Genomic DNA, 26,277 nt, shown 5'->3' with positions numbered 1-26,277 from the left:
TCAACGCCTCGGGTCGTGGCAGTGCATGCGAGGAGGCGCCGTGCCGCAATCCAGGCTGCAAGTCTGGTGGGGCTTGCAGAACCACTGCAGGGCCCCGCTTCTCAGGCAGGACCCTGCGCAATGCCGATGGGGCGCGTTTGCAGGCTCGACGAACGTCCCTTTCGCATCAGGCGAGCCGGCCGTCGGTCGCGCCTGAGTTGGCGACGCGCTTACCACGACCGCGGCGAGAACCAGGAGGGCTGCACATGACGTGGTGCTCCGCATGATGCCGGGCATCAATGGCTCATCAGGCAGCAGAGGGGGGCATAGGCCAGCAACTCCCGAGTGACGCCGCCGAACGCCCACTCGCGGAGGCGCCCGTGACCGTAGGCGCCCGCGACGATCAGGTCGGCCCCGTGCTCGGTGGCCGCTTCGACGAGTGCCTCGGAGGTCGAGGCACCCAAGGCATCGTGTCTGACGCGGATGGCTGAGACGCCGTGCGCCTGGAGGAGACGAAGGGTGTCCTGACCCTCGGAGCCGGCGCCATCGTCGACGGAGACGACGAGTACCTCGGACGCCCGCTTCAGGAACGGCAGCGCGTCCAGCACCGCGCGGCGCGCCTCGCGGGTGTTCTTCCATCCGACCACGACGCGCTTGGCGTCGAGATGGTCGACGCCCGGCGGCACCACCAATACCGGGCGCCCAAGATGCATGACCGCGTCGGCCGGATCGACCGCTAACAGCGCGGGCCCGGGGTCCGTCCCTCGGCCGACCACCACGAGGTCGGCGGCCGCCGCCTGGGCGACCAGGAACGCCAGCGGGAAATCGAGGTTGGAGCGCCACTCGACGCGGCTGCGCCCGCCGGCGGCTTCCTCGAAGGCCTCGTGGGCCACCCGGAGGTCGTTCAGGACCGCCTCCTGGATCGAGGGGATGCCGAACGACCCTCCCGGCGTCGGGCCGGCCGGAGCCCAGCCATAATCCGGCATCTCCGCCGCGACGCCGGTCAAACGGGCGTGGAAGTCGTCGGCAAGGTGCGCGGCCAGGCGCACGCGGCTTCGCGCCCCGTCCGTCAGGTCCACGGCGACCATGATGCTCGCGTAGGTCATGGAACGTCTCCGGGTCGGCAGGCGATGGAACGGGTGCGGGCGGCCCTTGCGGCCTCACCCACTCCGATGGTTTCAGCCAAGCGTGAGGTGGTCCTCGACGGCGCGCACGCCCGGAGCCGACCACGCGGCGGTCTCGGCGAGACGTCGCTCGTGCCAAGCGTTGACCCTGCCCTCCAGGACGACCTTGGCGTCCTTGACCGTCACCTTGATGGCGTCGGCCTCAAGTTCGGCGTTCCGCTTGAGCGCCGCCAAGATCTTCGCGCGAACGTCGGGCGCGCTCGCCTTCGGCGCCACCTCGATGTTGTTGATGATGCCGGTCACGCCGGCGAGCCGCTTGATCGACCGGTAGGCCTCTTCCTTCTGGTACTGCCAGTCGACCTTTCCGGAGAGCGTCACCCAGCCGGTCTGGACCTTCACCTGCACGGCATCCTTGGGCACCGTCGCGGACCAATCGAGCATCTGCACCGCGCGTTGCGCCAGGTCCTCGTCGCGCGGCGGGGTCTCGCCGGCGAAGCGCACCGTGATCTTCTCGACGACGCCGCGGACGCCGCGCACCTTCTGCGCGGCCTTCTCTGCGGTCACACGTTCCGCATAGTTGGCGACGTGACCGGTGAGAGTGACGATGCCCTTCTCTACGGCGACACCGATGTGGGCGGCGTCGATGCTGGGGTCGAAGTCGAGCTCGTCGATGACGTTCTGGCGGATCAGCTTGTCGCCCATCGTAAGTCTCCTCGATGAGGTCCAGGTCGCGCCTGGCCGAGCCCGAGGCTATGCGCGGCAGGCGGTCGGACATTGATCCAGCGCAAGCTCTTGCCCGGCCGTGATACGACCCAGCATCGGGCATGCCCGGGGGCAGCCCGGGACGGCGCAGCCGGCGGTCACGGCGGAGACCATGTCCCGGGCATCGAATAACCGGCCGAGCAGCGGCACGTCCGCGAAGGCCTTCGGGACCCGGGCGTTCCCGGCAATCAGGGCGAAGGGGATGCCCCTCCGGCGCAGGGCGCAGGCCAGCGGGAAGCACGGCCCCTCGTTCAGGTCGACGCTGACCACGGCGAAGTCCGGACGTTTCGTGTCGAGGCTTCCAATAGCATCGCCGCCGGTTCCGTAGGGGCCGCTCACCGCACAGCCGGCGTCCGCGAGGGAGTCCTCCAGCCACATGCCCGGCAGCGCCTGCGGCTCGGCGACCAGCACGACCGGCCGCCCCTCCGTTCCGTTCTCCATCGCCCGATTCCCATTTCCGGTTGCGATGGGGCGAGGATGGATCGGTCGGATCCGTCCGCTTTGCGCTGGGTCAAAGCAGCGTGACCGTGCCGAACATGGCCAGGACAGCGAGCAGCATGCAGGCGGTCGCGATCCATCCGAGCAGCCGCAGCGGCCCACGCACCGCGAAGGCGCCCATGATGTCGGAGCGGGACGCGGCCAGCATCATCACGGCCATGACAGGCGCCGCGATGATGCCGTTGACCACCGCGCTCCAGTAGAGCGCCCGGATCGGATCGACCGCGCCCAGGCTTATGACCATGCCCACCAGGGTGGCGAGCGCCACCGTCCCGTAGAAGGCGCGTGCCTCAAGGATGCGTCGGCCGAAGCCCACCGGCCAGCGCCGCGCTTCCCCGACCGTGTAGGCCGCCGAGCCCGCAAGCACCGGAACCGCCAGAAGTCCGGTCCCGACGATACCGAGCGCGAAGACCGTCGCGGACAACGGGCCGGCCAGCGGGCGGAGCGCCTCCGCGGCCTGGGCCGAGGTCTGAATGTCGATGATGCCGCGCGGGTGCAGCACGGCGGCGGTGGTGACCATGATGGCGAGCGCCACGAGGTTCGAGAAGGCCATGCCGACGAGCGTGTCGACCCCGATGCGGCGGAGCGCGGCGCCACCCTGCTCGGGTGCGTGCAGGAGGTCGCGCCGGCGCGGGAAGGCGTTCAGGTCCTCGGCTTCCTCCGCGGCCTGCCAGAAGAACAGGTATGGGCTGATCGTGGTCCCGAACAGGGCCACGAGAGTAGTCAGGCCGGTGCCGCTGAAGTCGACCCTTGGTACCGCCAGGGCCAAGCCGAGATCCCACCAAGAGACGCGGGCGAAGATCACCACGCCGAGATAGGCGAACAGGCTGAGCGTCAGCCATTTCAGGACGGCGACGTAGCGCGTGTACTGCAGGACGAGTTGCATGAAGGCGCAGACGGCGGCGAAGAGCACGACGTAGAGCCAGCGTGGCCCCGGGAGGAGCAGGTCGAGCGCGTCCGCCATCGCGCCGAGATCGGCCCCCAGATTCAGGACGTTGGCGGTGAGCAGGAGGAACACCACGGCCTGGAGCAGGCTATCCGGGTAGTGCTCGCGCAGCACGCCGGCGATGCCATGGCCGGTGGTCCGCCCGATCCGGGCGGAGACCATCTGCACCGCCGCCATCAACGGCAGGGTGTAGATCATGGTCCAGCACAGGCCGTAGCCGAGCTGCGCCCCGGCCTGGCCGTAGGTGGCGATACCGCTGGGATCGTCGTCGGAGGCGCCGGTGATCAGGCCGGGCCCGAGCACCGGCAGTAGGCGCGGCTTCGAGGGACCGACGGCGGTGCGCGCCACCTCCGGATCATCGGCCTCCCTGGCCGCGGCACGTGACGAGTTGCTCATGCCACCGGCTTCACGCCGGCTTCTTCGCCCCGCAGGGCGCGCGCGACCCTCAGGGCCGCGTCCAGGTCGTTGCGATCCGTCCCGTAGCGCCGCCATAGACCGTCCAACCATTCCGGCCGTCCGGCCTCGGCGTCCGGGATCTCGGAGAACGGAATGTGGTACATGCCGTCGAGCGCCTCGATGCCGTAGCCAGTGACGGCCCATTGCCTCCCTTCCCAGCGCACGGGTTCGGTGAGTCCGTGGCTCATTTCCGCCTCCTCACGCCGCCTGCCCGTCGAGCTCGGCCACCTCGCAGGTGTCGGCCCGCATGCGCCAGTCGACGATACCCGCCGTCTGACAGAACAGCGCCTGGGCCGCGCAGGCGGCGGCAGCCTCCGAGTGGGCGGAGACGACGGTCTGCCGCTGGATGGCGGTGTGTTCGTGGCCGATGTCGTCCGGCACGACCTTGTGGAAGGTGACCAAGTACTTGTGCATGGCGCGCCTCGTATTGCGATATTGCGGAGACGGTGGGCGCCCGCGGGAGCGGCGGCCTTGATCCAGCGCAAGGCTCGACAAGCGATCAGGCTTCTGGTGCCGGCGGGAAGAGGCGTTCCCGACCCGGTTCGGGCCCGTTGTCGTGGCCTGTCCGCGCGGTTCGATGCGCGTGCGCCTTGCCGTGCAGCGGCCAGTATCGCTCCATCGCCAGGTAGGTGAACGACGCGGACCAGCCGATCAGGAGCAGGCCGTTGAGCGCCTCGACGCCGGCGAGCAGCCGGGTATGGGAGGTCGGGAAGTGGTCGCCGAAGCCGAGCGAGGTGTAAGCCACCACCGAGAAGTACAGGCAGTCCTCGAAGGACGTGACCGGCGCGCCCGCGAAGGCGCCGACGCCGAGGCGGAGCACGAGAAGCCAGTAGGCGCCGGCGTAGATCCAGACCGCGACGGTGTGCCCGACGAAGGTCATCAGCACCACGGCGAGGATCCGGGCGCGGGGCGGGACCGGCAGCTCGGACAGGTGCTCCGAGGTCAGCCGCAATGTCTCGTAGAGCACCAGGATCGTGGTCGTGACGAGGACGACGCTGGCCGTCATGGCGAGGAGCATGCGCGGCCCCGGGTGAGCGTGGCGGCCCGAGCCTGCCTGATAAGGCGAGCGCGTCCTTGGCCTAGCGCTAGTGGGCAGGGGTTGAGGCGCCTTTGACCGAGATCAACGCCGTCCCTCACGGAACGGCATTTCCTCACCGGAGCGCCGCGAACCAGGCGCCGGGATCTCGGAGGTGACCATGGCCGACGTGCATGTTGCCGAGGAGCTCTGGTCAACGGGGATGCAGCCCGAAGGCATTCTGGAGCGGTGGTTCGTGGCGGACGGGGCGCTTGTGCGGGCCGGAGAGGCCGTGGCGGCCGTGCGCATCGGCGAGGCCTTGCACGACATCGCCTCGCCGACCAGCGGCCGCCTCACGGTCCTGGCGCCCGTCAACGAGGTCATCGACCCCGGCTGCATCATCGCCGAGGTCCACGCGTGACATCCGGGAGGCAGACCATGTCTCAACTCGACGCGGCCACGTCATCACCGACTTGGCGGACGCAAGAGATCCTGATCGGCGGCCTTCAGCACGCCGCCGGCGTCACGCTGGTGCTGACGGCGTGGGTGCTGGTCTTCACCGATCATGCCCGCGCGGCCGGGTCCGCGCTCGTGCCGGGCTTGCTCATCGTCACGCTCTACGGCGCCAATCAGATCCGCTTCCGGGCGGTGCTCGAAAAAGCTGTGCTGATCGTCGGGGCCTGGACGCTCGTCGCGCCCTGGGCGCTCGGGTTCGTGGCGAACGACGGCGCGACCTGGGCGCACGTCGCGCTCGGTGGCGTGGCCATCGCGACCGCCGTTGCACTGCTCCGCATCGCGAGGCGGCCATGACGATTCAGCCGGCCGCCACCCGCGCGGCCGTTCTGGCCGCCCTCCTGGCGGCTTGCATCGGCGCTTCGGTCGCCGGTCCCGAGGAAGACCATCGCGTCCGTGGGCGGGCCATCGCCGCGCAGCTCTGCAGCGAGTGCCACGTCATCGGCCGCGCCTCGCAGCCCGGCGCGTTCGCTGGCCCTGCCTTTCTACGGGTCGCCAACATGCCGTCGACGACCGGTCCGGCGCTCGCGGTATTCCTGCAGAGCCATCACCAGCGGATGCCGAGCCTGAGACTCGACCGGGACGAGATGGACGCGGTCATCGACTACATCCTCAGCCTCAAGGCCCGAACGGCCGCGACGCCTCCGGGCATCACCTCGGAGGATTGAGGGTGACGCTGCCGCATCCCGTGCTGCTGGCCGATATTGGCGGCACCTACGCCCGCTTCTCCGTCCTTCCGGAGCCGGGAGGACGTCCAGGCCCGATCCGGAAGGTGCCGACGGCCGGCTTCCCCGGCCCGGTCGACGCCATTCGGGCCTATGTCGACCGACAGGACGCGGTCCGGCCGCGCTCGGCCTTCCTCGCCGTCGCGGGGCGGATTACCCCTGGCATCACGCGTCTGACCAACGCGCCGTGGCGGTTCGACCCGGGCGGGATCGGCGAGGCGTTCGGCTTGGAAGCGGTGCGGCTGGTCAACGATTACGTGCCGCTCGCCGCCGCCGTCACCGTCCTCGACCCGGACGACCCGGCCGAATTGGCGCGGATCGGGCCGGCTGTCGAAGGGGTCGGGCCACGGTTCGTCCTGGGGCCGGGCACGGGCCTGGGCGCGGCCGTCCTGATCCCGGCGGGCGACCGCCTCCTGATTCAGACGACCGAGGCCGGGCACATCGGGTTCGGCCCCTGCGAGCCCGACGACAAGATGCCCTGGTCGGCCCTGATGGCCGCCGAGGGCAGGCTCACGGCCGAGACCCTGCTGTCGGGTCCGGGTCTCGTCAGGCTCGTGCGGGCCCTCGCGGCGACGCGCGGTGCCGCCGTCGGCTGGAGCTCGCCGCCCGAGGTCCTCGAAGGCGCGAGGTCGGACCCGGTCGCTAGGGATGCGGTCCATCAGTTCGCCCGCCTCCTCGGCAGGTTCGCGGGCGACATGGCGCTGGTGTTCTCGGCCACGGGCGGCGTCTTCCTCGCCGGCGGGATCGCGCCACGCATCGTCGACGTCCTGCGGGGCGAACCGTTCAGTCAGGCCTTCGAGGACAAGGCCCCGTTCCGCGAGGCGATGCTGGCGCTCCCGCGCGCCGTGATCCTGCATCCGGAGCCGGCCATCGACGGTCTCGCGGCGCTCTTGGCCGACGAGGACCGCTTCCTGTTCCCGGCCCAGGACTGGCGGGCTTGAGCCAGGTCAAGGCGGGCAGTCCATGCCCCCGCACGGTGACGGCCGGAGTTTCGATCCGAGGAGGTCACCATGTCCTATGCCAGCATCATGGTCGCGGCCGATGACGGGCGTCACGCGCCGGCACGGGTGCGTCTCGCCGCGGAACTGGCGCATCGTCTCGGCGCGCGTCTCGTCGGCGCCGCCGCCTGCCTACCGGACTATCCTCGGGGCTATGGCGAGACCGCCGTGCCCATGGGCATGGTCATCGAGGAGATCCGCCAGGCTGCGTTGGACCGGCTCGCGGGCGTCGAGCAGGTTTTTCGCCATGCCTCCTGCCTGAACGACCGCGTCGAGTGGCGCTCGGACCTCGCGCCACCGGCCTCGTTCCTCGAAAGCCAGTCGCGGGCGGCGGACCTCGTCGTGGTCGGGCGCTACGCGGATGACGAGGGTGTGACGGTCGGCATGGCCGTCGATGCTGGCGACGTCCTGATGCGGTTGGGGAAGCCCGTCCTGGTAGTCCCGGCCGGCGTCGAGCACCTGGAGGCCAGGCGCGTGCTCGTCGGCTGGAAGAACACCCCGCAAACGCGACGGGCCGTGTCTGACGCCCTGCCCATGCTCAGGCGTGCGGAGGCGGTGCAGGTGTTCCGCGTCTCGGACGGCGACGACCGGGCCGAGGTCGAGGACGTAGCCCGCTACTTGGCGCTGCACGACGTAAACGCGACCGCGCATCTGGCCAAGCCATCGGGCTGGACCGTCGCCGACGACGTCCGGAAGGCGACGCGCGATTTCGACGCCGACCTGATCGTGACAGGCGCCTACGGCTACAGCCGCCTGCGCGAGTGGTTCTTCGGCGGGGTCACGCGGGACCTGCTGGCGCAGGCGTCCGTCTGCTGCCTGCTGTCCCACTGATCGGAGGGCGTTTCGATGGCCAACCCAGGCAATCTTGACCGAGGCGAACCGGGCTTCTCGCCGCCTTCGCCCACGCGTCCCCCGGACCAGGGTCAAGACCCCCTACCCGAGCCGGTCGGGGTGCCCATGCTCGGACAGGACGACATGCCGCCGATGAACGAGCCCCCGGGGCGTCCCGGGAGGCATGCCGACGAAGCTCGTACCTGCCGGCGCGAGGTGAGGGAGGCGCTTGGAGCTCCCAGCGAGACAATTTGCGTTGAAGTTGCCTTTGGGCGCCCCGGGGTGAAGGTGGTTTGAAGCCAAGAATGTCATGGCCGCCGGCTTAACCGATGTCCGCTTTAACTGTCTGCCGTCAGCGCTCGTGAGACAGATTGAGGCCGTTCACGAACGGAGGATGTCTGGTTCATCGTAGCCTCAGGAGCGAAGATGAAGCAGACATCCGGGCCGGCTCGGAAGCCGGCAGAGACCGTTCGGAGGCGAGCGTCTACCGCCTGCTCAAGGCCCAGGACCTGATCACCAGCCCGGCCGACATCGTGATCAAAGCCGCCGACGAGTTCCGGGACAAGACCACCGCGTCCAATCAACTCTGGCAGACTGACTTCACCTATCTGAAGGTGCTCGGCTGGGGCTGGTACGACCTCTCGACCGTGCTGGATGACTTCTCGCGCTACATCGTGGTGTGGAAGCTGTGCGCGACGATGCAGGCCAGCGACGTCACCGCCACGCTCGACCGCGCGCTGGCAGCCGCCGGGCTCGACCACGTGCACGTGGTCAGCGGCCTCGGCGGCTCTCCGACAACGGGCCGAGCTACGTCGCGGGGGATCTCGCCGACTGGCTCGGCAGCCGGGGCATGACCCACATCCGCGGTGCGCCCCGCCATCCTCAGACGCAGGGTCAGATCGAGCGTTGGCACCCGACGCTCAAGAACCGCATCCGGCTCGAACACGCCGACCTGCCCGGCGAGCTGGAGGCGCGGGTTGCCGCCTTCGTCGAGCCTTACAACCAAGCTCGGGCTCACGAGAGCCTGGGCAACCTCACCCCCGCCGACGTCTACTTCGGCCGCGGCGAGGCCATCCTGCAGGAGCGGGCGCGGATCAAGCGCCAGACCCTTATGGACCGCCGCTTGCGCCACCACGCGCAGGCTGCCTAACCTCTCAACCCAGGTGGACCAAAGCCTCCCTTCCTGAGCGTCCCAAATCGTCTCAAATCATCTGACAACGGACAGGCCAAGCTCGGCATCCCCTATGCGACGCGCGATCTGCCGGTCGGCAGCCCAGTGCGGATCGAGTTCGGCGAGGCGAGTCTCGCCTCCTTCGACGGGACCGGGCTCGACAAGGCGACGCTCGGGGCACGGACAGCCGAGTTCGGCAAAGCCCTGTCGAGCGCCGTCGCGGCCGCGGGCTACCCGGCCGAGGCCGATCCGGCCAAGACGAACCTGCCGGCGCTGATCGCGCTCCTCAGCCTCCTCAACGTGTTCGTGGCCCTGGCCTCGGCCCCGCTCGCGGCCTGGATGATCGAGCTGTTTCCGACGCGCATCCGAACCACGGCGCTGTCCGTGCCCTACGCCGTCGGCGGCTGGTTCGGAGGCTTCCTGCCGGCCATCGCCTTCTCGGCCTTCACGGCGACGGGGAACATCTATGCCGGCCTCTGGTACGCGCTGACCGTCCTCGCCGTCGCCTTCCTCGTCGCGGCGCTGTGCCTGCACGAGACGCGGGGCCGTGCCCTCGACGCTATCGCCTGACGGATCGCCCACGCCATGTCCGACACCGCGCCCGACGCCGCGTCCGGCCCCCCGCGGATCGCCATCGCCCTGGTCCGGCAGCTCGATGCCGCCGCGGCCCTGGTGTTCGAGGCCTGCACCGACCCGCGCCGCCTCGCCCGCTGGCTCACGCCGGGGGCCGGCGAGGTCCGCGACGCGACCTGCGGGTCGGCGGCCGCTTCAGCCTCGAAGGCTGCAATCCGGACGGGCGCGCCTACGCGGTGTCCGGCGAGTACCTGGAGATCGTGCCGCCGCGGCGCCTCGCGATGACGTGGCACTTCGCCGGCGACGGACCGCTCGCCGGACCGCCGTCGCGCGTCGAGATCGACCTGCGTCCCCTCGGGGTCGACGTGACCGAGCTGACGCTCTCTCATACGCGGCTCGACCGGCAGGACACCGCCGACCGGTACAGGGCGGCCTGGGCGATCTGCCTCGAACGCCTGCGCTGGAGCACCGCGCCGAAACCCGACGCGGCCGTGTTCGCGCCGCCTCTGGGCGCGATCAGCAACCTCTACGGTCCCCGTCACCGGGTCTTCCAAGAGGCGTTCGAGACGGGCAACCTCGCGAACCGGCTGCGCAGCCTGTCGGTCACGAGCGAACTCACCGCGACCCAGCAGGCCTTCATCGCGCGCCAGGACCTGGTCTTCATCACCTCCGTCGACCATCGGGGATTTCCGACCTGCTCGTACAAGGGCGGTGCGCGGGGCTTCGTGCGCGTGGCGGGCCCGCGCGTCATCGAGCTGCCGAGCTACGACGGCAACGGCATGTACCTCACGGCCGGGAATCGCTCGGCCAACCCGAAGCTCGGCCTGCTGTTCATCGACTTCGAGACGCCGCACCGCCTGCGCCTCCACGGCACGGCGCGGATCGCCCGCGACGCGAGGGACTTGGAACGTCATCCTGGCGCCGAGCTGGTGCTCAAGGTCGACATCGCCGAGGTGTTCGTGAACTGCCCGCGCTACATCCACCGTTACCGTCGGGAGGCTACGTCAGGCTTCGTGCCGGGGCGGGCACGAGCGGGCGAGCTCCCGGCCTGGAAGAGGATCGATCTGTTCGCGGATGTTCTGCCCGACCGCGATCGGCGAGCGATCGACCCGCGCGACACCGGGACAATGACCCTGGCCGATTACCGCCTGCTGTTGGAGCGTGGGGAAACCTGACCCTGCACGGCCGCGGCTGGCTGTCAGGCCGGAACGTCTCGACCGTCTGCGACGGGTCGCCAACCCATCCTCTCGATCGGTCCCGTCCGGAGCCCGCTCGTCAGCCCTGACCCATCGATCCGCAGGATGCGCGATCTGCTGGATCAGCCTCCGACAAGGCGTGAGGCGCCCACGGCCTTACCAAGTTTGCGGTTCGCGCCCTCGTCACTGGCGGCGCTCCGAGAGAGCCACCGCTCGTCACGCCACGACCCGGGTCTCAACTGCACGGCAGCGGCGACGGGCGAAAGATCCGAGCCTCACCACGCCTGCTCGAGGACGAAGCGTCCGTGATCCTGCTCGCGCCGGGATGGCTCCTGATCGTTCCGACGATCATCGATGCTGACGATCACGGTCCCCCGGCCATCTTTGCCAATCCAGAGCTTCCCCGAGGGGCCTCGGAAGCCCGCATAACCGTTCGCACAAGACACGGTCCCTGCACTCTCCGTACACAGCTGGGCTACGGCGGCCGGTCCCGCCGCGAACAGCGCGGGGGCGAAGGCGACGGCGGACCCCGCAGAGAGCAACACGGAGGCGAGGCCAATGGCGGATGTGACGCGCATAGCCGCAGATTATGCAGCCTGTGGTTGAGTTTCAAGACAACTACGCAACCTGACCCCGGAGCTTCCCAGGACATCGAACGGCTTGGTAAATATCGGTCGGCTGTCGAGTCGATCGAGGGACCGGCACCCGGCGGCCGCGATCGCTGTACCACGCCGGATTTCCCGAGACAGTTTGGTTCAGCTTGCGAGCCGCGACACGGCTCCGTGCGGCCTGGACGTCGGCCCGATCGAGCCAGGCAGATGGCGACCGCGGCCATCCCCGAGATTACGGAAGAGCGGGGCGCCTGCGGAACGAAGTCGTCCGCTCCGATGCCCCTGCAGCTCGAAAACGGAACGGCAGAGATTCACCCGTCGGAGACGCTCCTGCAGGCGGTCTGCGGCGGCCGATGCTGGCGGAAGCCGTGATCGGCTCGGAAGGCCGGCTGCCGGAAGAGAGGACGGACGCCTCGCGACCCAGCCCAGCCATTCCGGCCTGTTCAGCGGCATCCCCGAACCGGACATTCGGATGCAAGCAGCCGTGTCACCGTCTCATATGCCCAGTCCGGTGCACGACGAGAAATGCGGACTTGATCGCGGTGGAGACGGATCGTCGCCGGGCACACTTTATCGGGCGAACAATTCGTCGCGAAATTCAAGTGTTACAATTCAGACGATCGTTGAATGGGTAATTGTCATGGCAGACTACTGCAAATGATGAGACTTTTATCACTCTGCACTAGAATCGGCGATTGCATCGATCAAGACGGATCGCTGTCGATGAACCACCCGGAGAAAGACGGCATTGTCCTCTAAGGCTCGCGCCAGCACGATCGCGCCCTGTATCCCCGAAACCACCTCCTCCGCGAGTTGCGAGGCTTGCGGTTCGTGAACGCCGCCGGCTCTCAGGCACCGGGCCAGAGCCGATATCCAGCGCGCGAAGTAGCTCCTTATCCGCTCCGCGAAAACGGCTCCGGAGGCATTCAGGCCAATGCAGCCGACGAGACAGACTCTTCTGCCGGATCGGAAGTATTCCGTCACATCGTCGATCATGGACGTGACGGCCGCTGTCGGATCGCGCGCATGCTCCAGCGTCGAGAAGATGATCTTCTCGAACCAAGCATCTATGTCGGCGAGAACCGCCTCCATCATCTCTTCTTTCCCGCCGGGGAAGAAGTTGTAGAGGCTGCCCTTGCCGAGGCCGGTCGCCTTCGACAGCACCGACAGGCTCGCGCCCTCGAACCCGTGCTCGCGGAACGCTTCCGCGAGTGCCGGCACGGCACCGGCACGTTCGGTGAGGACGCGCTTCGTGCTCAAAGGCCCAGGTCACTCAGCGAGGGGTGATCGTCGGGTCTGCGCCCGAGCGGCCAACGGAACTTCCGTTCCGCCTCGGTGATCGGCATCTCGTTGATGCTGGCATGACGGTGCGCCATCAATCCGTCTTCGGCGAACTCCCAGTTCTCATTGCCGTAGGCGCGGAACCAGTGCCCGCCGTCGTCGCGATACTCGTAGGCATAGCGCACCGCGATACGGTTGCCGGTGAAGGCCCACAACTGCTTGATCAGTCTGTATTCGTGCTCCTTGTTCCACTTCCGAGTGAGGAAAGCTTGCGCCTCCTCGCGATTGGTCGCGAACTCGACGCGGTTCCGCCAGCGCGTGTCGGGCGTATAGGCCTGCGCGACCTTGGCCGCATCGCGCGTGTTCCAGCCATCCTCGGCAAGACGCACCTTCTGGATCGCGGATTCCTCGGTGAACGGGGGAAGCGGAGGTCGGGACATCAGGATCACCTCTCAGAACCATGTTGTACCGTTCGGTACAACATGGGCGCCGATAGATCAAGCGCCCTGAAAGCCCTCCGGCTCTCGGTCGGGAAATCTGCAAGCGGCGAGGGGCAGCTTACCGGAGTGCCGTTCCCGAAGCGGACCCGCGGAAACCCACCCGACCCCGTCGTTCTCCTGCGGCTGCGCGGCTCGCGTCAGCGGAGGGATGTCCCGCCGCGCCCCTGGCAAGGACGAGCACCCTCAGGGCACCGGGATGCCGCGCCGGACGGGACCGGCCTCCGGCTGGCCGGCCGCCGCGGAACCGAAGACCCGCGCGATCAGGACGTAGAAGAGCGGCGTGACGAAGACGGCGAGCACCGTCGCGGTGACCATGCCGCCGAGAACGCCCGTGCCGATGGCCCGCTGGCTGTTCATGCTGGCCCCCGTCGCGACGGCGAGCGGCACGACGCCGAGGATGAAGGCGAACGAGGTCATGACGATGGGCCGGAAGCGCAGCTCGCACGCCTCCAGCGCAGCCTCCCGGACGGGCACGCCCCTGGCCACGAAGTCCTTGGCCACCTCGATGATCAGGATGGCGTTCTTCGCGGTCAGACCAATCACCGTGATCAGGCCGACCTTGAAGTAGACGTCGTTCGGCATGTCCCGCATCAGCATCGCGAAGACCGCGCCGACCACGCCGGTCGGCACCACGAGCAGCACGGCGAGGGGGATCGACCAGCTCTCGTAGAGCGCGGCGAGGCAGAGGAAGACGCAGAACAGCGCCAGCGCCAGCAGATAGACAGCCTGGGAGCCCGACAGCTTCTCCTGCAGCGATTGCCCGGTCCAGGCGAAGTCGAAGCCCGGCGGCAACTGCCCCGCCAGGCGCTCCATCTCGGCCATGGCGTCGCCGCTGGCGTAGCCGGGGGCGGCGCTGCCGGAGATCTTGATGCTCGGGTAGCCGTTGAAGCCCACGACCTGCGACGGGCCCATCGTCCATTGCACCCGGGCGAAGGACTGGAACGGCACCATCTGCCCCTTGGCGTTGCGGACGTTCAGGTCGAGCAGATCCTCCGCCTTCATGCGCCGGGCCGCCTCGGCCTGGACGATCACCCGCTGCATCCGCGCCTGGTTCGGGAAGTCGTTGACGTAGGCCGAGCCGAGGCTCGTGGAGAGGGCGTCGTTGATGTCGGCGAAGGTGACACCCAGCGCGCTGGCCTTCTGCCGGTCGAGGACGAGCTCGATCTGCGGCGCGGTCGGCAGGCCCTCGACGTAGACGCCCTGCAGGATCGGGCTCTGGGACGCCGCCTTGACGAGCTGGTCGCGCGCGGCCGCCAGCGCCGCGTGGCCCTGCTGCGCCTTGTCCTGGAGGCGGAAGGCGAAGCCGCTCGAATTGCCGAGCGAGTCGATGGCCGGCGGCGAGAGCGACATGGCGATGGCGTCGGGCAGGCCGCCGAGGGCGGCGTTGGCGCGGGCCGTGATGGCGTCGGCGCTGTCCTGCGGCCCGCGCTCGCCCCAGGGCTTCAGCCCGACGAAGTTGATGGCCGCGTTCTGCCCCTGGCCCGAGAAGCCGAACCCGAGGAGCAGCGTCTGGCTGTCGATGCCGGGCTCCTTGGCGAAGTGCTCCTCGATGCGCTTGGCCACGTCGAGCGTGCGGCCGGTGGCGGATTCCGGCGGGGTCTGCGCGTCGACGATGACGTAGCCCTGGTCCTCGATGGGCAGGAAGCTCGACGGCATGCGCCAGTAGCCCCAGCCGAGCGCGGCCACGAGGAGGCCGTACACCAAGAGCGCCCGAACGGGCCGGCGCAGCAGGCCCGCCACGCCGGACCGGTAGGCCCCCGTGCCGGCGTGGAAGCGGCGGTTGAACCAGCCGAAGAAGCCGCCCTTGGCATGATGGTGGCCCTTCTCGACCGGCTTCAGCAGCGTGGCGCAGAGCGCGGGCGTCAGCGAGAGGGCCAGGAAAGCCGAGAAGGCGATCGAGGTCGCCATGCTGACGGCGAACTGCCGGTAGATCACCCCGACCGAGCCGGGGAAGAAGGCGAGCGGCACGAACACCGCGACCAGCACCGAGGTGATGCCGACGATGGCGCCGGTGATCTGGCCCATCGCCTTGGCGGTGGCCTCCCGCGGCGGGAGCCCCTCCTCTCCCATGATGCGCTCGACGTTCTCGACCACCACGATGGCGTCGTCGACGAGGATGCCGATGGCCAGCACCATGCCGAACATGGTCAGCACGTTGATCGAGAAGCCGGCGAGCAGCAACGCGCCGCAGGTGCCGAGCAGCGCCACCGGCACCACGATGGTCGGGATGAGGGTGTAGCGGACGTTCTGCAGGAACAGGAACATTACCGCGAAGACGAGCGCCATCGCCTCGGCGAGCGTCATCAGCACCTTCCGGATCGACACCTCGACGAAGGGCGTGGTGTCGTAGGGCACCGTCACCCGGATGTTGGCGGGCAGCGTGCGCTGGAGCTGGGCGAGCTTCGCCTTGACGCCGCCGGCGGCCGCGAGCGCGTTCGCGCCCGGGGCGAGCTGGATGCCGATGCCGGCGGCCGGGCGCCCGTCGAGGCGGGTCTGCATCGTGTAGGACTGGCCGCCCAGCTCGACCTCGGCCACGTCGCGCAGGCGCACGAGCGACCCGTCGGGGTTGGCGCGCAGCACGATCTCGGCGAACTCGGCGGGCGTGGTCAGCTGCCCCTTCACCAGCACGTTCGCGGCGATGCGCTGGCCCTCGGCCGCGGGCTGCGCGCCGACGGTCCCTGAAGCGACCTGCGCGTTCTGCGCCCCCACCGCGGCCGTAACGTCGCCCGGCGTCATCCCGAACCCGACGAGCTTGACCGGGTCGATCCAGATGCGCAGCGCCTTCTCGGAGGAGAACAGGGTGGCCCGGCCGACGCCCGGCACCCGCCGCAACTCGCCGAGGAGGCGGCGGGCGGCGATGTCGCCGAGGTCGGTCTCGCTGAGGGCGCCGTCCTTCGAGGAAACGGTGACGAACTGCAGGAAGCTGGTGCTGGCCTCCTCGACGATGACGCCCTGCTGCGTGACCGCCCGGGGTAGTCGCGCCTCGATGCGCTTGATCCGGTTCTGCACCGCCACCGTCGCCTTCGACGGGTCCGAGCCCGGCGCGAAGGACGCCATGATCTGCGCCATGCCGGACGTGTCGCTGGTGCTCTCGAAGTACATCAGCCCGGGGATGCCGTTCAGCTCCTCCTCGATGATGCGCGTGACCCCGTCGTAGAGCCGCTCGGGCGGAGAACCGGGATAGGTCGCGCTCACCTGGATCGTGACGGGCGCCACGTCCGGGTATTGCGAGACCGGCAGGAACGCGAGGGAGATCGCCCCCACCAGCACGATGAAGATGGAGATCGCCCAGGCGAAGATCGGGCGCGCGATGAAGAAGCGGGTCATGGTGCGGTCCCGGCGCGGTCAGGGCTTCGCGGAGGCGGAGGACGTCCGGGGGCCCTGCCAGGGCGCCGGGTTCACAGCCATGCCGGGCTGTATCCGCTGGAAACCCTCGACCACGACGGTCTCGCCGGCCTTGAGCCCGTCCTCGACGATCCAGCCCGCATCCGTCAGCGCCCCCGCCCGCACGGGGCGCAGCGCGACAATCCTGTCCTCCCCGACCACGAAGACCTGCGCGACGCCGGCGCTCGACCGCTGGATGGCCTGGGCCGGGACGACGACCGCGCCCGGCACCGTCCCCTGCGCGAGGCGGATACGGACATAGGTGCCCGGCAGCAGGACGACCTTCGGGTTCGGGAACGTGGCCCTGAGCGACACCTGCCCGGTGCCGGGGTCGACGCTCACATCCGTGAACAGCAGACGCCCGGCATCGGCGTGGAGCGCGCCGTCGGGCAGGACGAGGCGGACCGCCGTCTCCTTCTTGCCCGTGGCCCGCTCCGCCAGCCGGCCCGGATCGGCCGCGGGGGCGTTGAAATCGGCGAAGATCGGATCGACCTGCTGGATCAGCGCGAGCTTGGTCGCCTCGCCCTGGCCCACGAGGGCGCCCTCCGTGACGAGGGCCCGGCCGATGCGGCCGGCGATGGGCGCCCGCACGGTCGCGTAGTCGAGGTCGATCCGGGCGCGGGCGAGCTGCGCCTTCGCGCTCGCGACGTCGGCCTCAGCTTGGCGCAGGGCGGCGATCGTGAGGTCGTGCTGGGCGGTGCTGGCCGCCTGACGCTCCAGAAGGGTCTCGGTGCGCTCGGATTGCTTCAGCGCCTGCACCCGCGTGGCCTCGGCCCGGTCGAGGGCCGCGGACTTGGCATCGACCTCGGCCCGGTAGACGGCGGGGTCGATGCGGAAGAGGACATCCCCCTTCCGGACGAGGCTGCCTTCCTCGAAAGCGCGCTCCTGGATGATGCCGGCGACCTGGGCCCGGACCTCGGCGACCCGCGTGGAGGTGAGGCGACCCGGCAGGTCGAGGGTGCGGGGCACCGTCCCGGGCTCGGCCCGAGCGGTCGAGACGTCGGGCGGCGAACCCGCCGATCCGGGACCGCTCGGTGCCTGACCGTCCGCCCCGGGCTTGCAGCCCTGCAGGGCGAGCGCCGCGACGAGGCCGAGGGTGGCGAGGGTCGGCGACCGCCGGGCCGGTGCGTGTGAAGGCATGGAGATCCGTCCTGGAATCGTGGTCGTCAGGCCGCCTTGCGCACGAGGCGCGCGTAGGCGCCTCCGCGGGCGAGCAGGGCTTCGTGCGTGCCGCATTCGACCACGCGCCCCCGATCCAGCACGACGATCTGGTCGGCCCGGCGGACGGTCGAGAGGCGGTGGGCGACGGTGATGGTCGTGCGGGGCTTGCCCGGACGGGCAAGGGCCTCGACCATCGCCCGCTCCGTCGCCGTGTCGAGGGCGCTCGTCGCCTCGTCGAGCAGCAGCACGCGCGGGTCGCGCAGGATGGTCCGGGCCAGCGAGAGGCGCTGCCGCTCGCCGCCCGAGAAGCGGTGCCCGCGCTCGCCCACCAGCGTGTCGTACCCGTCCGGCAGGGCGGCGACCATGTCGTGCAACTGGGCCGTCCGGGCCGCCGCGACCATCTCCGCGACCGTCGCATCCGGCCGTGCGAAGAGCAGGTTCTCGGCCACGCTGGCATGGAGGAGGAACGGGTCCTGCGTCACGACCCCGAGCACCTCGGAGAGGGAGGCGAGACTCAGGTCGCGCACGTCGACGCCGTCGTAGAGCACGGCGCCGCCATCGACGTCGTAGAGCCGGGCCAGGAGATGGCCGAGGGTGGACTTGCCCGAGCCGGTCGCGCCGACGATGGCGGTGTGCGACCCGGCGGGGATATCGAGCGTGACGCCGGCGATCGTCGCGGGGCCGGCTCGGTCGTAGGAGAACGTCACGCCGTCGAGGCGCACGTGGCCGGCGACCTCGGCGGGGTCGAGGGTGACGGGATCGGGCCGCTCGGTGATGCCGACCGGCTTGTCGAGGTACTCGAAGATGCGCGCGAACAGGGCCCGCGTCTTCCGGGCCTCGACGCCCGTGCGCAGGACCTCCTCGAGCGGGAACAGCATCTGCTCCTGCAGCGCGATCATCGCGACGAGGGTGCCGATGGTCATGGTCGTCCCGGCGCCCGCCATCCAGCCGCCGAGGAACAGGGTCAGGGCCGGCAGGGATTGCAGCACGAGGTCGATGATCGACCACTGCCACTGCCCGGCCGTGTGGGACCGGACCTCCAGGTTCGCCACCGCGCGCGAGGCCCGCGCGAAGCGCTCCGCGAGATGGGGGACGCGGCCCATCGTGCGGGCGAGGACGATGCCGGAGACCGAGAGGGATTCCTGCACCGCGGACGTCATCTCGGCGATGCGCTCCTGCTGCGCGTAGGTTGTCTCCTCGCGCAACCGGCCGACGCGGACACTGATCCAGGTCGCCGGCGGCAGGACCAGGAACGAGAACAGGGCGAGCCGCCATTCCAGCAGCAGCATGGCCGCGGCGGTCATCACCACCGCGCTGGCGTTGCGCGTGGCCTCACCCGCCGTGTGGGTGACCAGCGCCTGGAGGGCGCCGATGTCGCTCGCGATGCGGGACTGGATGTCGCCGGAGCGGGTCGCCGTGAAGAACCCGAGCGGAAGCGACTGCAGGTGCGCGTACACGCGGACCCGGAGGTCGTGCATGAGGGCCTGCCCGACCTTCGCGGTGACGAGGGCTTGCAGCACGCCGATGCCCGCCCCGAGCGCGGCGAGGCCGACCATGCCGGCGGCGAGCCGGCCGAGCAGTCCGAGGTCGGTGCGCGGCAGCGCGACGTCGACGATCTCGCGGAGCAGGAACGGGGCGGCGAGCCCCGCGGCGGAGGCGAGCGCGATCAGCCCGATGACGAGCGCGATCCGGCCCGCGTAGGGGCGGAACAGGGTGAGGATCCGAGCGACGGAGACGTGCCGCGCGGCCAGGTCGCCGTATTCCGCGGCATCGCCCGGCCCGTCCGCGCCGCGGGCGGGGGCGAACCCATCCATCGAGGTCGATCCCATGGCTCAGTCCCGGTCGCCGCCCGGGTGCGCGGACGGTTCAGCCAATGTCATCGCGACGAGGCGGTCGCGGAGCGCGTCGAGGGCGGGGACCGGGTCGCTCGGCTTCTCGCGCACGAGGTAGGCGAGCCACGCGCCGTCGGCGGCGAGCCGGACGAACTCGAGGTCGGCGCTCCCGTCGGTGTCGCGGTGGCGGTGCAGGCGTTCCGCGAACCAGGCCGACACCATGCGGCGCAGGGGCGGCTCGGCGAGGATCGAGATGTGGAGAGCGGCCCACTGGCTGCCCTCGGTCATCATCGGGTCGTGCAGCGTGATGTCGACGTAGGCGCGGGTGTACCGGCCGTACGGCCGGGGATCCTTCGCCATCGCCGCGTCGATCTCGGCGTCGAGCTGCGCGATCAAGTCGGCGACGACGCCCTCGACCAGGGCCTGCTTGCTCGGGAAGTGGTGGAACAGGGCCCCTTTGGTCACCCCGGCGGCGTGGCAGACCGCCTGCACGGTGACGGCGGACAGGCCCTGTTCCAGGGCGAGCTTGGCTGCGCAATCGAGCAGCGCGCGCCGGACGAGCTCGGGCCGCTTCTTGCGATGATAGGCGGTCGCCATGGCCCCTTCCCAGGAGTGACGGGAATCGTCCCCGCCTCGAAGATACCTACCGTGCGGTATCTTTCAAGTGCCGTGATCGGATGACGTGTCCGAGACGCCGGCGCGCAGGTGCGCAGCTCCCCGCCGGCTTCAGCTTACCGTAGGGCGTCGGCCTGTTCCGGCCGGGCACGAGAGCAGGCCGGCGCAGATCCGAGCCGACAGCCAATGCGAAGGCGACCCGGGTCGGACGGCCGGACATGGCCGAACGCACCGGACCGTCGTCCCGTGCAGGGACTACGGCGCGCGGAAGCTCGCCCGCGCGACCAGTCCCGATCCGCCTGCGCGGGAACCGAGCGTGACCGCCCCGCCGATCCGGTCCGCGAGGGCTCGGACGATCGCGAGCCCGAGGCCGCTGCCGTCAGGACCGTCTCGCGTCGCGACACGGTAGAAGCGCTCGAAGACCTTCTCGCGCACCTCCGGCGGTATGCCCGGGCCCTCGTCCTCGACGTCCAGGCAGGCGCCGGTCTCCGTGCGCCGGACACGGACAACGGTGGTGCCTTCGGGACGGTTGTAGCGGATCGCGTTGTCCACGAGATTGGTGAGGATCTCGCCGACGATGAACGCATCGCCCACGACCGGCACCGCGCCGTCGGGGCGATCGAGCACGATCTCGCCCCCGCGCGCGAGGGCGTGGGGCACCTGCTCCGTGACCACGCGGGCCGCGATGTCGTTCAGGTCGGTGATCGCCGCGGCGGCGTCCGTGGCGGCCGCGCCCGCATCGGCGCGGGCGAGCGCGATCAGTTGCGCGAGCAAGCGTTCCAGGCGCCGCGCGGCTCCGTCGATATCGTCGATCGCCGCGGCGTGGGCCGGTTCCCCGGGCGTGATCCTGCGGAGCAGTTCCACGTGCATCCTGAGCACGGCGAGCGGCGTCCGCAGCTGGTGCGAGGCGTCCGACGTGAAGGTGCGCTCCCCCGCGATCGCCTGCTCCAGGCGCTCGAGCAGCGTGTTGAGGGCGAGCACCGGGGCCAGCGCCTCGCGGGGCACCCCGGCCACGTCGAGCGGCTGCAGGTTGATCGCGCCCGGGACCGCCCGCCGGTCGATCGCGTCGCTCAGCCGGGTCAGCGGCCTCAGGCTGCTGTCGATGCTGTACCACGACAGGGCCCCGATCAGGCCCATCAGCCCCAGCTCGGCCAGCGCGAGCCCGGCGAGCAGGCGTCGCTCCAGGCCCTGGCGGGACTCGCGCGTCTCGGCGACCTGGACGAGGACCGGGTCCGGCTTCCCGTAGACCCGCCGGGCCTGGGCGGCGATCCGCACGGCCGCCCCGCGGACGATGCCGTCGCGATGGGTCGTCACCCCGAGCGGGAGCGTCTCGACGTCCAGGCCCGGGAGGTCGCGATAGCCGGTCACCAGCGCCCCGCCGTAGGTGACGCTGTAGTAGATCCGGTCCTGCGCCTGGCTCTCCAGCATCCCGAGGGCGACGCGGGGCAGGTCGACCGACACCTCGCCGTCCTCCACGGTCAGCCGCTCGGCGATCGCCAGGACGGACCCGTCGAGCAGGCGGTCGTGCGTCGTCTCCACGACGTTCCGGATCACGAGCGCGCCGGCGAAGCCCAGCAGCAGCGCGAGCGCCAGGGCCGGGAGCAGCATGCGGACGAGCAGGCGCCGCCGGATCGAGGGCGCGCGCGGCGGGGTCACACCGGCATCAGCAGGTAGCCGAGGCCGCGGATCGTGCGGATCTCGGGCCCGTCCGGCTGCAGCTTCTTCCGCAGGCGGGCGACGTAGAGTTCGAGGGCGTTCGGCGCGACCGCCTCGTCGAAGCCGAAGATCTCGGCGCTGAGCCGTTCCTTCGGGACGGGTTTCCCGGCGCGCGTCATCAGGATGGTCAGGACGGCGAGTTCCCGGCGGCGCAGCGCGACGGGCGCCCCGCCGAGGGTCACGGTGCCCGCGGCCCGGTCGAGTTCCAGCGCGCCGCAGCGCAGGACCGGGTTCGGCACCGCCTGCCCGCGGCGGACGAGCGCCCGCACCCGCGCCTCGAACTCGGCGAGGTCGAACGGCTTGAGCAGGTAATCGTCCGCCCCGAGATCGAGCCCGCGGACGCGGTCGCTAATGGCGTCGCGCGCGGTCAGGATCATGACCGGAACGGTCGAGCCGGCCGCCCGGACGGCCTTGAGGACCTCGAAGCCCGGCAGGCCCGGCAGGCCGAGGTCCAGGACGATGAGGCTGTAGGGTTCGCTCAGCGCGAGCTGCACCGCGTCCGCTCCGTCCGCCTCGTGGTCGGCGGCGTATCCGCCGTGCCGGAGGGCGGCGACGAGGCCGCGCGCCAGGGCGGCATCGTCCTCGACGACCAGAACGCGCATGCTCCTCCCGTCATCGATCGTGTTGGCCGAAGCGGTCCTCCGAGTTTAGCATTCCCGCCCGGTCTCTGCACGGCGAAGCTGCGGGGACTCCCGCGGCTCTCGAAGGGCAGACCCTGGTGCGCGCTCCCGCTGTCGTCGGCCTCGTCCTGCTGCTGATGGCCGGTCCGGGCCCGGCCTCGGCACAGGTCGAACCATCTCCGGCGGCCGAGGGGACCGGGTCCGCCGCGGCCCGCGGCGAGACCGTCGTGGTCGTGCGGGCGACGACCGACGAGGCCGAGGTCGCCGACCTCCTCGCGGGCTTCCGCGAGGCCCATCCCGGCGTGGCGGTCTCCTACACCAAGATGAATTCCGCGACCCTGTACGACGGCTTCGTGGAGGAGGCCGCGGCCGGCGCGGTCAAGGCGGACATCGTGTGGAGTTCCGCCATGGATCGCCAGATCAAGCTGGTGAACGACGGCTACGCCGCCCACTACGCGTCCCCCGAGGCGGCCGCCCTGCCGGCCTGGGCCGTGTGGCGCAACGAGGCCTTCGGCGTCACGGCCGAGCCGATCGCCATCGCCTACAACAGGACGCTCCTCCCGCCGGACCAGGTTCCCCAGACCCGCGCCGACCTGATCCGAGCCCTGACGGACCACCCCGAGACGTGGCAGGGGAAGGTCGCCGCCTACGATCCGGAGCGGAGCGGCGTCGGCTCGCTCATCCTCGCGCAGGACGCGGACGTGACGCCCCGGACGTGGGACCTCGTCTCCGCCCTCGGGCAGGCCGGCGTGAAGCTCTACACCCGGACGGAGACCATGCTCGACCGCATCGCCGCGGGCGAGGCCGTCCTCGCCTACGGCGTGTTCGGCGCCTACGCCCTCGAGCGGGCCCGGCACGATCCGGCGATCGGCCTCGTGCTGCCCACGGACTACACGCTCCTCGTCTCGCGGATCGCCTTCATCGCGAAGGATGCGCCGCATCCCGCCGCAGCCCGCATGTTCCTCGACTACATGCTCTCCCGCGAGGGGCAGGCGCGGCTCGCCGCCCGGTCGCTCACGCCGGCCCGGACGGATGCCCGCCGGGCCGATGACCCGGTCGCGTCCGCCCCGGCCCTGCGGCCGGTCCCGGTCGGGCCGGAGCTGCTGGCCAACCTCGACCAGATCCGGCACGCCCGCATGCTGCGGCGCTGGCGGCGCGCCGTGGAAGGCCGCTGAGACCGGGTCCCGCGACAGCTTCGTGACAGGTTGACCGGCGTATAGCGGCTTCAAGCGCTGCGAAGTCGGCGCGAATACATGGGAGGATTGGTTTGCGGCTGCAGCCCGATCGCCACGAGCGATCGTCAGCCGTTCAGAACCGACGCTTCCCTCGTGCGGTTGCGACCGCTCCGGCGCCTGAGGGAGACAGCAATGATACAGGCCCATCCGTCGAGTTCCAAAGTCGCCACGGTCCTGCGCGTGACCAGCGGCAACTTCCTGGAGATGTTCGACTTCTTCCTGTTCGGCTTCTACGCCACCTACATCTCCAAGACCTTCTTCCCGGTCGGCAACGAGTTCGCCTCGCTGATGCTGACCTTCGTGACGTTCGGCGCCGGCTTTCTGATGCGGCCTCTCGGCGCCATCTTCCTCGGCGCCTACGTGGACAGTATCGGCCGCCGGAAGGGGCTGATCGTCACGCTCGGCATCATGGCGGCCGGCACGATCCTGATCGCCTTCGTCCCCGGCTACGGCACGATCGGCCTGTTCGCGCCCTTCCTGGTCCTCGTCGGGCGCCTGCTGCAGGGCTTCTCGGCCGGCGTCGAGCTCGGCGGCGTCTCCGTCTACCTGTCGGAGATGGCCACCCCCGGCAACAAGGGCTTCTACGTGTCCTGGCAGTCCGGCAGCCAGCAGGTCGCGGTCATGTTCGCCGCCGTGATCGGCTACATCCTCAACCACGCCCTCTCGCTCGCCGACATGAACGACTGGGGCTGGCGGATCCCGTTCTTCATCGGCTGCGCGATCGTACCGTTCCTGTTCTACATCCGGCGGTCGCTGGAGGAGACGGAGGAGTTCCTGAAGCGCAAGCACCGCCCCTCCATGAAGGAGGTGTTCGGCTCGCTCGCCAGCAACTGGCAGATCGTGCTGCTCGGCATGCTGCTCGTCGGCATGACCACGATCTCGTTCTACACGATCACCGTCTACACCCCGACCTTCGGCAAGGCCGTGCTCAAGCTGTCCGACACCGACAGCCTTCTGGTGACCTTCTGCACCGCCCTGTCGAACCTGTTCTGGCTGCCGGTCATGGGAGCCCTGTCCGACCGGATCGGGCGCAAGCCGCTCCTGCTCGTCTTCTCGGCGCTGACCCTGCTCACCGCCTACCCGGTGCTGGGCTGGCTCGTGGCCAACCCGAGCTTCGGGAACATGCTGATCGCCCTCCTGTGGCTGTCCTTCCTGTACGGCAGCTACAACGGCGCGATGGTGGTGGCGCTGACCGAGTTGATCCCGGCGAGCGTGCGCACGGCCGGCTTCTCCCTCGCCTACTCGCTGGCGACGGCGCTCCTCGGCGGCTTCACGCCCCTCGTCTCCACGTGGCTCATCGAGGCCACGGGCAACCGCGCGGCCCCCGGGCTGTGGATGGCCTTCGGCGGGGCGTGCGGCCTCGTCGCCACGCTCCTGATCTACCGCCGCGCGACCCAGCCGGTCGCTCTGGGAGCCCCCGCGTGACCGGCTCGCCGGGAGCACCCCGCCTCGGAGGCTCCGCGCGCGTCGCGTCGTAGGGGTCACGACAGAGGGGCGGCCGGGACCGGATCGCCGGCCGCCGCCCGCCCCTCCCCTGACTGACCGCCGCGCCGACCGCCCGACACGGGTCCCGTCGCGCGACCTCAGAGATCCAACGTCTTGCGGGCGAAGCTCTCGATGTAGTCGACGAGCCTGTCCGACGCGGCGCCGGCAGCCTCGACGTCGCGACGCGCGACCGCCTCGCAGACGTCCGCGTGGAGGTTGGCGGTCAGCGGCAGATCGGCCGCCTGCTTGTAGTGCTGGTACCAGAACCGCCGCGACAGGCCCGCCATGCTCTCCAGCGAGCGCACGGCGAACTCGTTGCGCGAGGCCGTCGCGATCAGCTCGTTGAACTGCCGGTCGAGGCGCATGAACGCCAGATCGTCCGAGGCCGCGGCCGCGTCGCGCATGTCCTGCGCGAGCCCCGCGAAGACCTCGCGCTCCTCGCGGGTGGATCGCTCCGCGGCGAGGCGGGCGATCAGGCGCTCCAGGACGCGCCGCGTCTCAAGGAGCCGCAGCTGCGAGCGCACGTTGATGTCCGACACCAGGATGCCGCGCCGCGGCATGACCACGACGAGCCCGTCGCGCGCGAGGCGCTGAAGGGCTTCCCGGATCGGGGTCCGCCCGATCCCGAGCCGTTGGACCAGGTTCTGCTCGCCGAGCACGAGGCCGGGCGGGAGCACCAGGGTCGTGATCATCTCTTCCAGCTGCTGGTAGGCCCGGTCGGTCAGCGTCAGGTCGGGCAGATCGTCGTTGCCGCCCGCGGCATGGGGTGCCTCTTGGGCGGCCTCCTGGGACACCTCTTGGGACGCCCCTTTCACGGCCTTCCGCGCCCGCTTGCGGCCCGGCTCGGCGGCGCGGACGGACGTCGTCTTCCCGGTCACGAAGTTCATGGACGACACCCCCGCCACGGCCGGGCCCGCACACCACGCCGCCATCCGCGTGCATGGGGCGGGCCCGCGAATCGCGCAAGGGCATACGTCTGATATATCTTGCGCATCTTAGTAATATCCTGCATGACGACTCGCCGCATATAACTGCGAGGGAGGTTGAGCC

Annotated in this window: 27 protein-coding genes and 1 pseudogene; 11 read left to right on the top strand and 17 right to left on the bottom strand. The window is 70.2% G+C overall.

Annotated features, from left to right (window positions below):
* The 8 genes from BM419_RS32985 to BM419_RS24790 form a co-directional block, all read right to left on the bottom strand.
* Entirely contained in the window at positions 1–264 is a 264-nt protein-coding gene (locus BM419_RS32985; RefSeq protein ID WP_091928004.1) for a hypothetical protein, read from the bottom strand.
* An 11-nt stretch (positions 265–275) separates the two neighbouring features.
* A complete protein-coding gene (locus BM419_RS24820; RefSeq protein WP_091927967.1) occupies positions 276–1,085 on the bottom strand; it encodes a universal stress protein in 810 nt (269 codons plus the stop codon).
* A gap of 72 nt (positions 1,086–1,157) precedes the next feature.
* Positions 1,158–1,805 carry a BON domain-containing protein gene (locus tag BM419_RS24815; RefSeq protein ID WP_091927966.1) on the bottom strand — a complete coding sequence of 216 codons (648 nt, stop codon included), beginning with the start codon at positions 1,803–1,805 and terminating at the stop codon, positions 1,158–1,160.
* Between the two features lie 48 nt (positions 1,806–1,853).
* The gene (locus BM419_RS24810) at positions 1,854–2,306 is read right to left on the bottom strand and encodes a response regulator (protein ID WP_091927965.1); all 453 of its coding nucleotides are present in this window, start codon (positions 2,304–2,306) and stop codon (positions 1,854–1,856) included.
* A gap of 70 nt (positions 2,307–2,376) precedes the next feature.
* The gene (locus tag BM419_RS24805) at positions 2,377–3,705 is read right to left on the bottom strand and encodes an NRAMP family divalent metal transporter (protein WP_091927964.1); all 1,329 of its coding nucleotides are present in this window, start codon (positions 3,703–3,705) and stop codon (positions 2,377–2,379) included.
* Entirely contained in the window at positions 3,702–3,953 is a 252-nt protein-coding gene (locus BM419_RS24800; RefSeq protein ID WP_091682895.1) for a hypothetical protein, read from the bottom strand. The genes BM419_RS24805 and BM419_RS24800 overlap by 4 nt, the downstream gene beginning before the upstream one ends.
* Positions 3,954–3,963: 10 nt before the next feature.
* Positions 3,964–4,179 carry a hypothetical protein gene (locus BM419_RS24795; RefSeq protein ID WP_091927963.1) on the bottom strand — a complete coding sequence of 72 codons (216 nt, stop codon included), beginning with the start codon at positions 4,177–4,179 and terminating at the stop codon, positions 3,964–3,966.
* 85 nt (positions 4,180–4,264) lie between these two features.
* On the bottom strand, positions 4,265–4,783 hold the full coding sequence (locus tag BM419_RS24790; protein ID WP_091682892.1) for a potassium channel family protein: 519 nt from the start codon (positions 4,781–4,783) through the stop codon (positions 4,265–4,267).
* Between the two features lie 178 nt (positions 4,784–4,961).
* Here BM419_RS24790 and BM419_RS24785 point away from each other — a divergent pair, with 178 nt between their 5' ends.
* The 9 genes and pseudogenes from BM419_RS24785 to BM419_RS24745 all read left to right on the top strand — a co-directional run bounded on the left by BM419_RS24785 (position 4,962) and on the right by BM419_RS24745 (position 10,766).
* Positions 4,962–5,201 carry a biotin/lipoyl-containing protein gene (locus tag BM419_RS24785; RefSeq protein WP_091928003.1) on the top strand — a complete coding sequence of 80 codons (240 nt, stop codon included), beginning with the start codon at positions 4,962–4,964 and terminating at the stop codon, positions 5,199–5,201.
* 17 nt (positions 5,202–5,218) lie between these two features.
* Positions 5,219–5,590, top strand: coding sequence for an SPW repeat protein (locus BM419_RS24780; protein WP_091927962.1), 372 nt, complete (start codon positions 5,219–5,221; stop codon positions 5,588–5,590).
* Positions 5,587–5,961: a c-type cytochrome gene (locus tag BM419_RS24775; RefSeq protein WP_091927961.1), complete on the top strand. Its 375-nt coding sequence runs from the start codon at positions 5,587–5,589 to the stop codon at positions 5,959–5,961. Before BM419_RS24780 ends, BM419_RS24775 begins: the two co-directional genes overlap by 4 nt.
* A 2-nt stretch (positions 5,962–5,963) precedes the next feature.
* On the top strand, positions 5,964–6,959 hold the full coding sequence (locus tag BM419_RS24770; protein WP_091927960.1) for a glucokinase: 996 nt from the start codon (positions 5,964–5,966) through the stop codon (positions 6,957–6,959).
* 69 nt (positions 6,960–7,028) lie between these two features.
* Complete coding sequence (locus BM419_RS24765) at positions 7,029–7,847, top strand: universal stress protein (protein WP_091927959.1); 819 nt, start codon at positions 7,029–7,031, stop codon at positions 7,845–7,847.
* 470 nt (positions 7,848–8,317) lie between these two features.
* Positions 8,318–8,997 (top strand): annotated as a pseudogene (locus tag BM419_RS24755) (DDE-type integrase/transposase/recombinase); the annotation flags it as partial.
* A gap of 126 nt (positions 8,998–9,123) precedes the next feature.
* Positions 9,124–9,588 (top strand): MFS transporter, encoded by a 465-nt coding sequence (locus tag BM419_RS24750; RefSeq protein WP_244540849.1) that lies wholly within the window; start codon positions 9,124–9,126, stop codon positions 9,586–9,588.
* A gap of 15 nt (positions 9,589–9,603) precedes the next feature.
* Positions 9,604–9,876 carry an SRPBCC family protein gene (locus tag BM419_RS32980; protein WP_244540855.1) on the top strand — a complete coding sequence of 91 codons (273 nt, stop codon included), beginning with the start codon at positions 9,604–9,606 and terminating at the stop codon, positions 9,874–9,876.
* Positions 9,768–10,766: an SRPBCC domain-containing protein gene (locus BM419_RS24745; protein WP_244540853.1), complete on the top strand. Its 999-nt coding sequence runs from the start codon at positions 9,768–9,770 to the stop codon at positions 10,764–10,766. The genes BM419_RS32980 and BM419_RS24745 overlap by 109 nt, the downstream gene beginning before the upstream one ends.
* A 1,304-nt stretch (positions 10,767–12,070) precedes the next feature.
* On the opposite strand, the gene BM419_RS24735 is transcribed toward BM419_RS24745, so the two are convergent.
* From BM419_RS24735 to BM419_RS24700, 8 genes are all read right to left on the bottom strand, one after another.
* Positions 12,071–12,658, bottom strand: a complete 588-nt coding sequence (locus BM419_RS24735) for a TetR/AcrR family transcriptional regulator (RefSeq protein WP_091927957.1) — start codon at positions 12,656–12,658, stop codon at positions 12,071–12,073.
* Positions 12,655–13,119 (bottom strand): nuclear transport factor 2 family protein, encoded by a 465-nt coding sequence (locus BM419_RS24730; protein WP_020095776.1) that lies wholly within the window; start codon positions 13,117–13,119, stop codon positions 12,655–12,657. The genes BM419_RS24735 and BM419_RS24730 overlap by 4 nt, the downstream gene beginning before the upstream one ends.
* A 243-nt stretch (positions 13,120–13,362) precedes the next feature.
* Positions 13,363–16,506 carry an efflux RND transporter permease subunit gene (locus BM419_RS24725; RefSeq protein ID WP_091927956.1) on the bottom strand — a complete coding sequence of 1,048 codons (3,144 nt, stop codon included), beginning with the start codon at positions 16,504–16,506 and terminating at the stop codon, positions 13,363–13,365.
* Between the two features lie 18 nt (positions 16,507–16,524).
* Positions 16,525–17,703, bottom strand: coding sequence for an efflux RND transporter periplasmic adaptor subunit (locus tag BM419_RS24720; RefSeq protein ID WP_091927955.1), 1,179 nt, complete (start codon positions 17,701–17,703; stop codon positions 16,525–16,527).
* 26 nt (positions 17,704–17,729) lie between these two features.
* A complete protein-coding gene (locus BM419_RS24715) occupies positions 17,730–19,538 on the bottom strand; it encodes an ABC transporter ATP-binding protein (RefSeq protein ID WP_091928001.1) in 1,809 nt (602 codons plus the stop codon).
* A gap of 18 nt (positions 19,539–19,556) precedes the next feature.
* Positions 19,557–20,153, bottom strand: a complete 597-nt coding sequence (locus tag BM419_RS24710) for a TetR/AcrR family transcriptional regulator (RefSeq protein WP_020095780.1) — start codon at positions 20,151–20,153, stop codon at positions 19,557–19,559.
* A gap of 273 nt (positions 20,154–20,426) precedes the next feature.
* Entirely contained in the window at positions 20,427–21,827 is a 1,401-nt protein-coding gene (locus BM419_RS24705) for a sensor histidine kinase (RefSeq protein WP_175556364.1), read from the bottom strand.
* Positions 21,824–22,489: a response regulator gene (locus BM419_RS24700; RefSeq protein WP_091927954.1), complete on the bottom strand. Its 666-nt coding sequence runs from the start codon at positions 22,487–22,489 to the stop codon at positions 21,824–21,826. Before BM419_RS24700 ends, BM419_RS24705 begins: the two co-directional genes overlap by 4 nt.
* Before the next feature lie 116 nt (positions 22,490–22,605).
* Here BM419_RS24700 and BM419_RS24695 point away from each other — a divergent pair, with 116 nt between their 5' ends.
* Together BM419_RS24695 and BM419_RS24690 are read left to right on the top strand one after the other, a co-directional pair.
* On the top strand, positions 22,606–23,682 hold the full coding sequence (locus tag BM419_RS24695) for an ABC transporter substrate-binding protein (protein WP_091927953.1): 1,077 nt from the start codon (positions 22,606–22,608) through the stop codon (positions 23,680–23,682).
* A 192-nt stretch (positions 23,683–23,874) separates the two neighbouring features.
* On the top strand, positions 23,875–25,167 hold the full coding sequence (locus BM419_RS24690) for an MFS transporter (protein ID WP_091927952.1): 1,293 nt from the start codon (positions 23,875–23,877) through the stop codon (positions 25,165–25,167).
* A gap of 158 nt (positions 25,168–25,325) precedes the next feature.
* On the opposite strand, the gene BM419_RS24685 is transcribed toward BM419_RS24690, so the two are convergent.
* Positions 25,326–26,114 (bottom strand): GntR family transcriptional regulator, encoded by a 789-nt coding sequence (locus BM419_RS24685; protein ID WP_091927999.1) that lies wholly within the window; start codon positions 26,112–26,114, stop codon positions 25,326–25,328.
* Positions 26,115–26,277 lie beyond the last annotated feature (163 nt).

The sequence above is a fragment of the Methylobacterium sp. yr668 genome (genome assembly GCF_900116245.1).
Taxonomy (GTDB): Bacteria; Pseudomonadota; Alphaproteobacteria; order Rhizobiales; family Beijerinckiaceae; genus Methylobacterium.
Note: the sequence above shows the minus strand (reverse complement) of the source record. Positions and strands in the feature narration are given on the sequence as shown.

What these genes read in the sequence shown, in the direction of transcription:
- BM419_RS24765 (WP_091927959.1), top strand. Translation starts at nt 7,029, where the DNA reads ATGTCCTATGCCAGCATCATGGTCGCGGCCGATGACGGGCGTCACGCG.
- BM419_RS24800 (WP_091682895.1), bottom strand. Translation starts at nt 3,953, where the DNA reads ATGAGCCACGGACTCACCGAACCCGTGCGCTGGGAAGGGAGGCAATGG.
- BM419_RS24775 (WP_091927961.1), top strand. Translation starts at nt 5,587, where the DNA reads ATGACGATTCAGCCGGCCGCCACCCGCGCGGCCGTTCTGGCCGCCCTC.
- BM419_RS24815 (WP_091927966.1), bottom strand. Translation starts at nt 1,805, where the DNA reads ATGGGCGACAAGCTGATCCGCCAGAACGTCATCGACGAGCTCGACTTC.
- BM419_RS24780 (WP_091927962.1), top strand. Translation starts at nt 5,219, where the DNA reads ATGTCTCAACTCGACGCGGCCACGTCATCACCGACTTGGCGGACGCAA.
- BM419_RS24700 (WP_091927954.1), bottom strand. Translation starts at nt 22,489, where the DNA reads ATGCGCGTTCTGGTCGTCGAGGACGATGCCGCCCTGGCGCGCGGCCTC.
- BM419_RS32980 (WP_244540855.1), top strand. Translation starts at nt 9,604, where the DNA reads ATGTCCGACACCGCGCCCGACGCCGCGTCCGGCCCCCCGCGGATCGCC.
- BM419_RS24730 (WP_020095776.1), bottom strand. Translation starts at nt 13,119, where the DNA reads ATGTCCCGACCTCCGCTTCCCCCGTTCACCGAGGAATCCGCGATCCAG.
- BM419_RS24785 (WP_091928003.1), top strand. Translation starts at nt 4,962, where the DNA reads ATGGCCGACGTGCATGTTGCCGAGGAGCTCTGGTCAACGGGGATGCAG.
- BM419_RS24810 (WP_091927965.1), bottom strand. Translation starts at nt 2,306, where the DNA reads ATGGAGAACGGAACGGAGGGGCGGCCGGTCGTGCTGGTCGCCGAGCCG.
- BM419_RS24690 (WP_091927952.1), top strand. Translation starts at nt 23,875, where the DNA reads ATGATACAGGCCCATCCGTCGAGTTCCAAAGTCGCCACGGTCCTGCGC.
- BM419_RS32985 (WP_091928004.1), bottom strand. Translation starts at nt 264, where the DNA reads ATGCGGAGCACCACGTCATGTGCAGCCCTCCTGGTTCTCGCCGCGGTC.
- BM419_RS24820 (WP_091927967.1), bottom strand. Translation starts at nt 1,085, where the DNA reads ATGACCTACGCGAGCATCATGGTCGCCGTGGACCTGACGGACGGGGCG.
- BM419_RS24685 (WP_091927999.1), bottom strand. Translation starts at nt 26,114, where the DNA reads ATGAACTTCGTGACCGGGAAGACGACGTCCGTCCGCGCCGCCGAGCCG.
- BM419_RS24725 (WP_091927956.1), bottom strand. Translation starts at nt 16,506, where the DNA reads ATGACCCGCTTCTTCATCGCGCGCCCGATCTTCGCCTGGGCGATCTCC.
- BM419_RS24790 (WP_091682892.1), bottom strand. Translation starts at nt 4,783, where the DNA reads ATGCTCCTCGCCATGACGGCCAGCGTCGTCCTCGTCACGACCACGATC.
- BM419_RS24710 (WP_020095780.1), bottom strand. Translation starts at nt 20,153, where the DNA reads ATGGCGACCGCCTATCATCGCAAGAAGCGGCCCGAGCTCGTCCGGCGC.
- BM419_RS24805 (WP_091927964.1), bottom strand. Translation starts at nt 3,705, where the DNA reads ATGAGCAACTCGTCACGTGCCGCGGCCAGGGAGGCCGATGATCCGGAG.
- BM419_RS24795 (WP_091927963.1), bottom strand. Translation starts at nt 4,179, where the DNA reads ATGCACAAGTACTTGGTCACCTTCCACAAGGTCGTGCCGGACGACATC.
- BM419_RS24715 (WP_091928001.1), bottom strand. Translation starts at nt 19,538, where the DNA reads ATGGATGGGTTCGCCCCCGCCCGCGGCGCGGACGGGCCGGGCGATGCC.
- BM419_RS24720 (WP_091927955.1), bottom strand. Translation starts at nt 17,703, where the DNA reads ATGCCTTCACACGCACCGGCCCGGCGGTCGCCGACCCTCGCCACCCTC.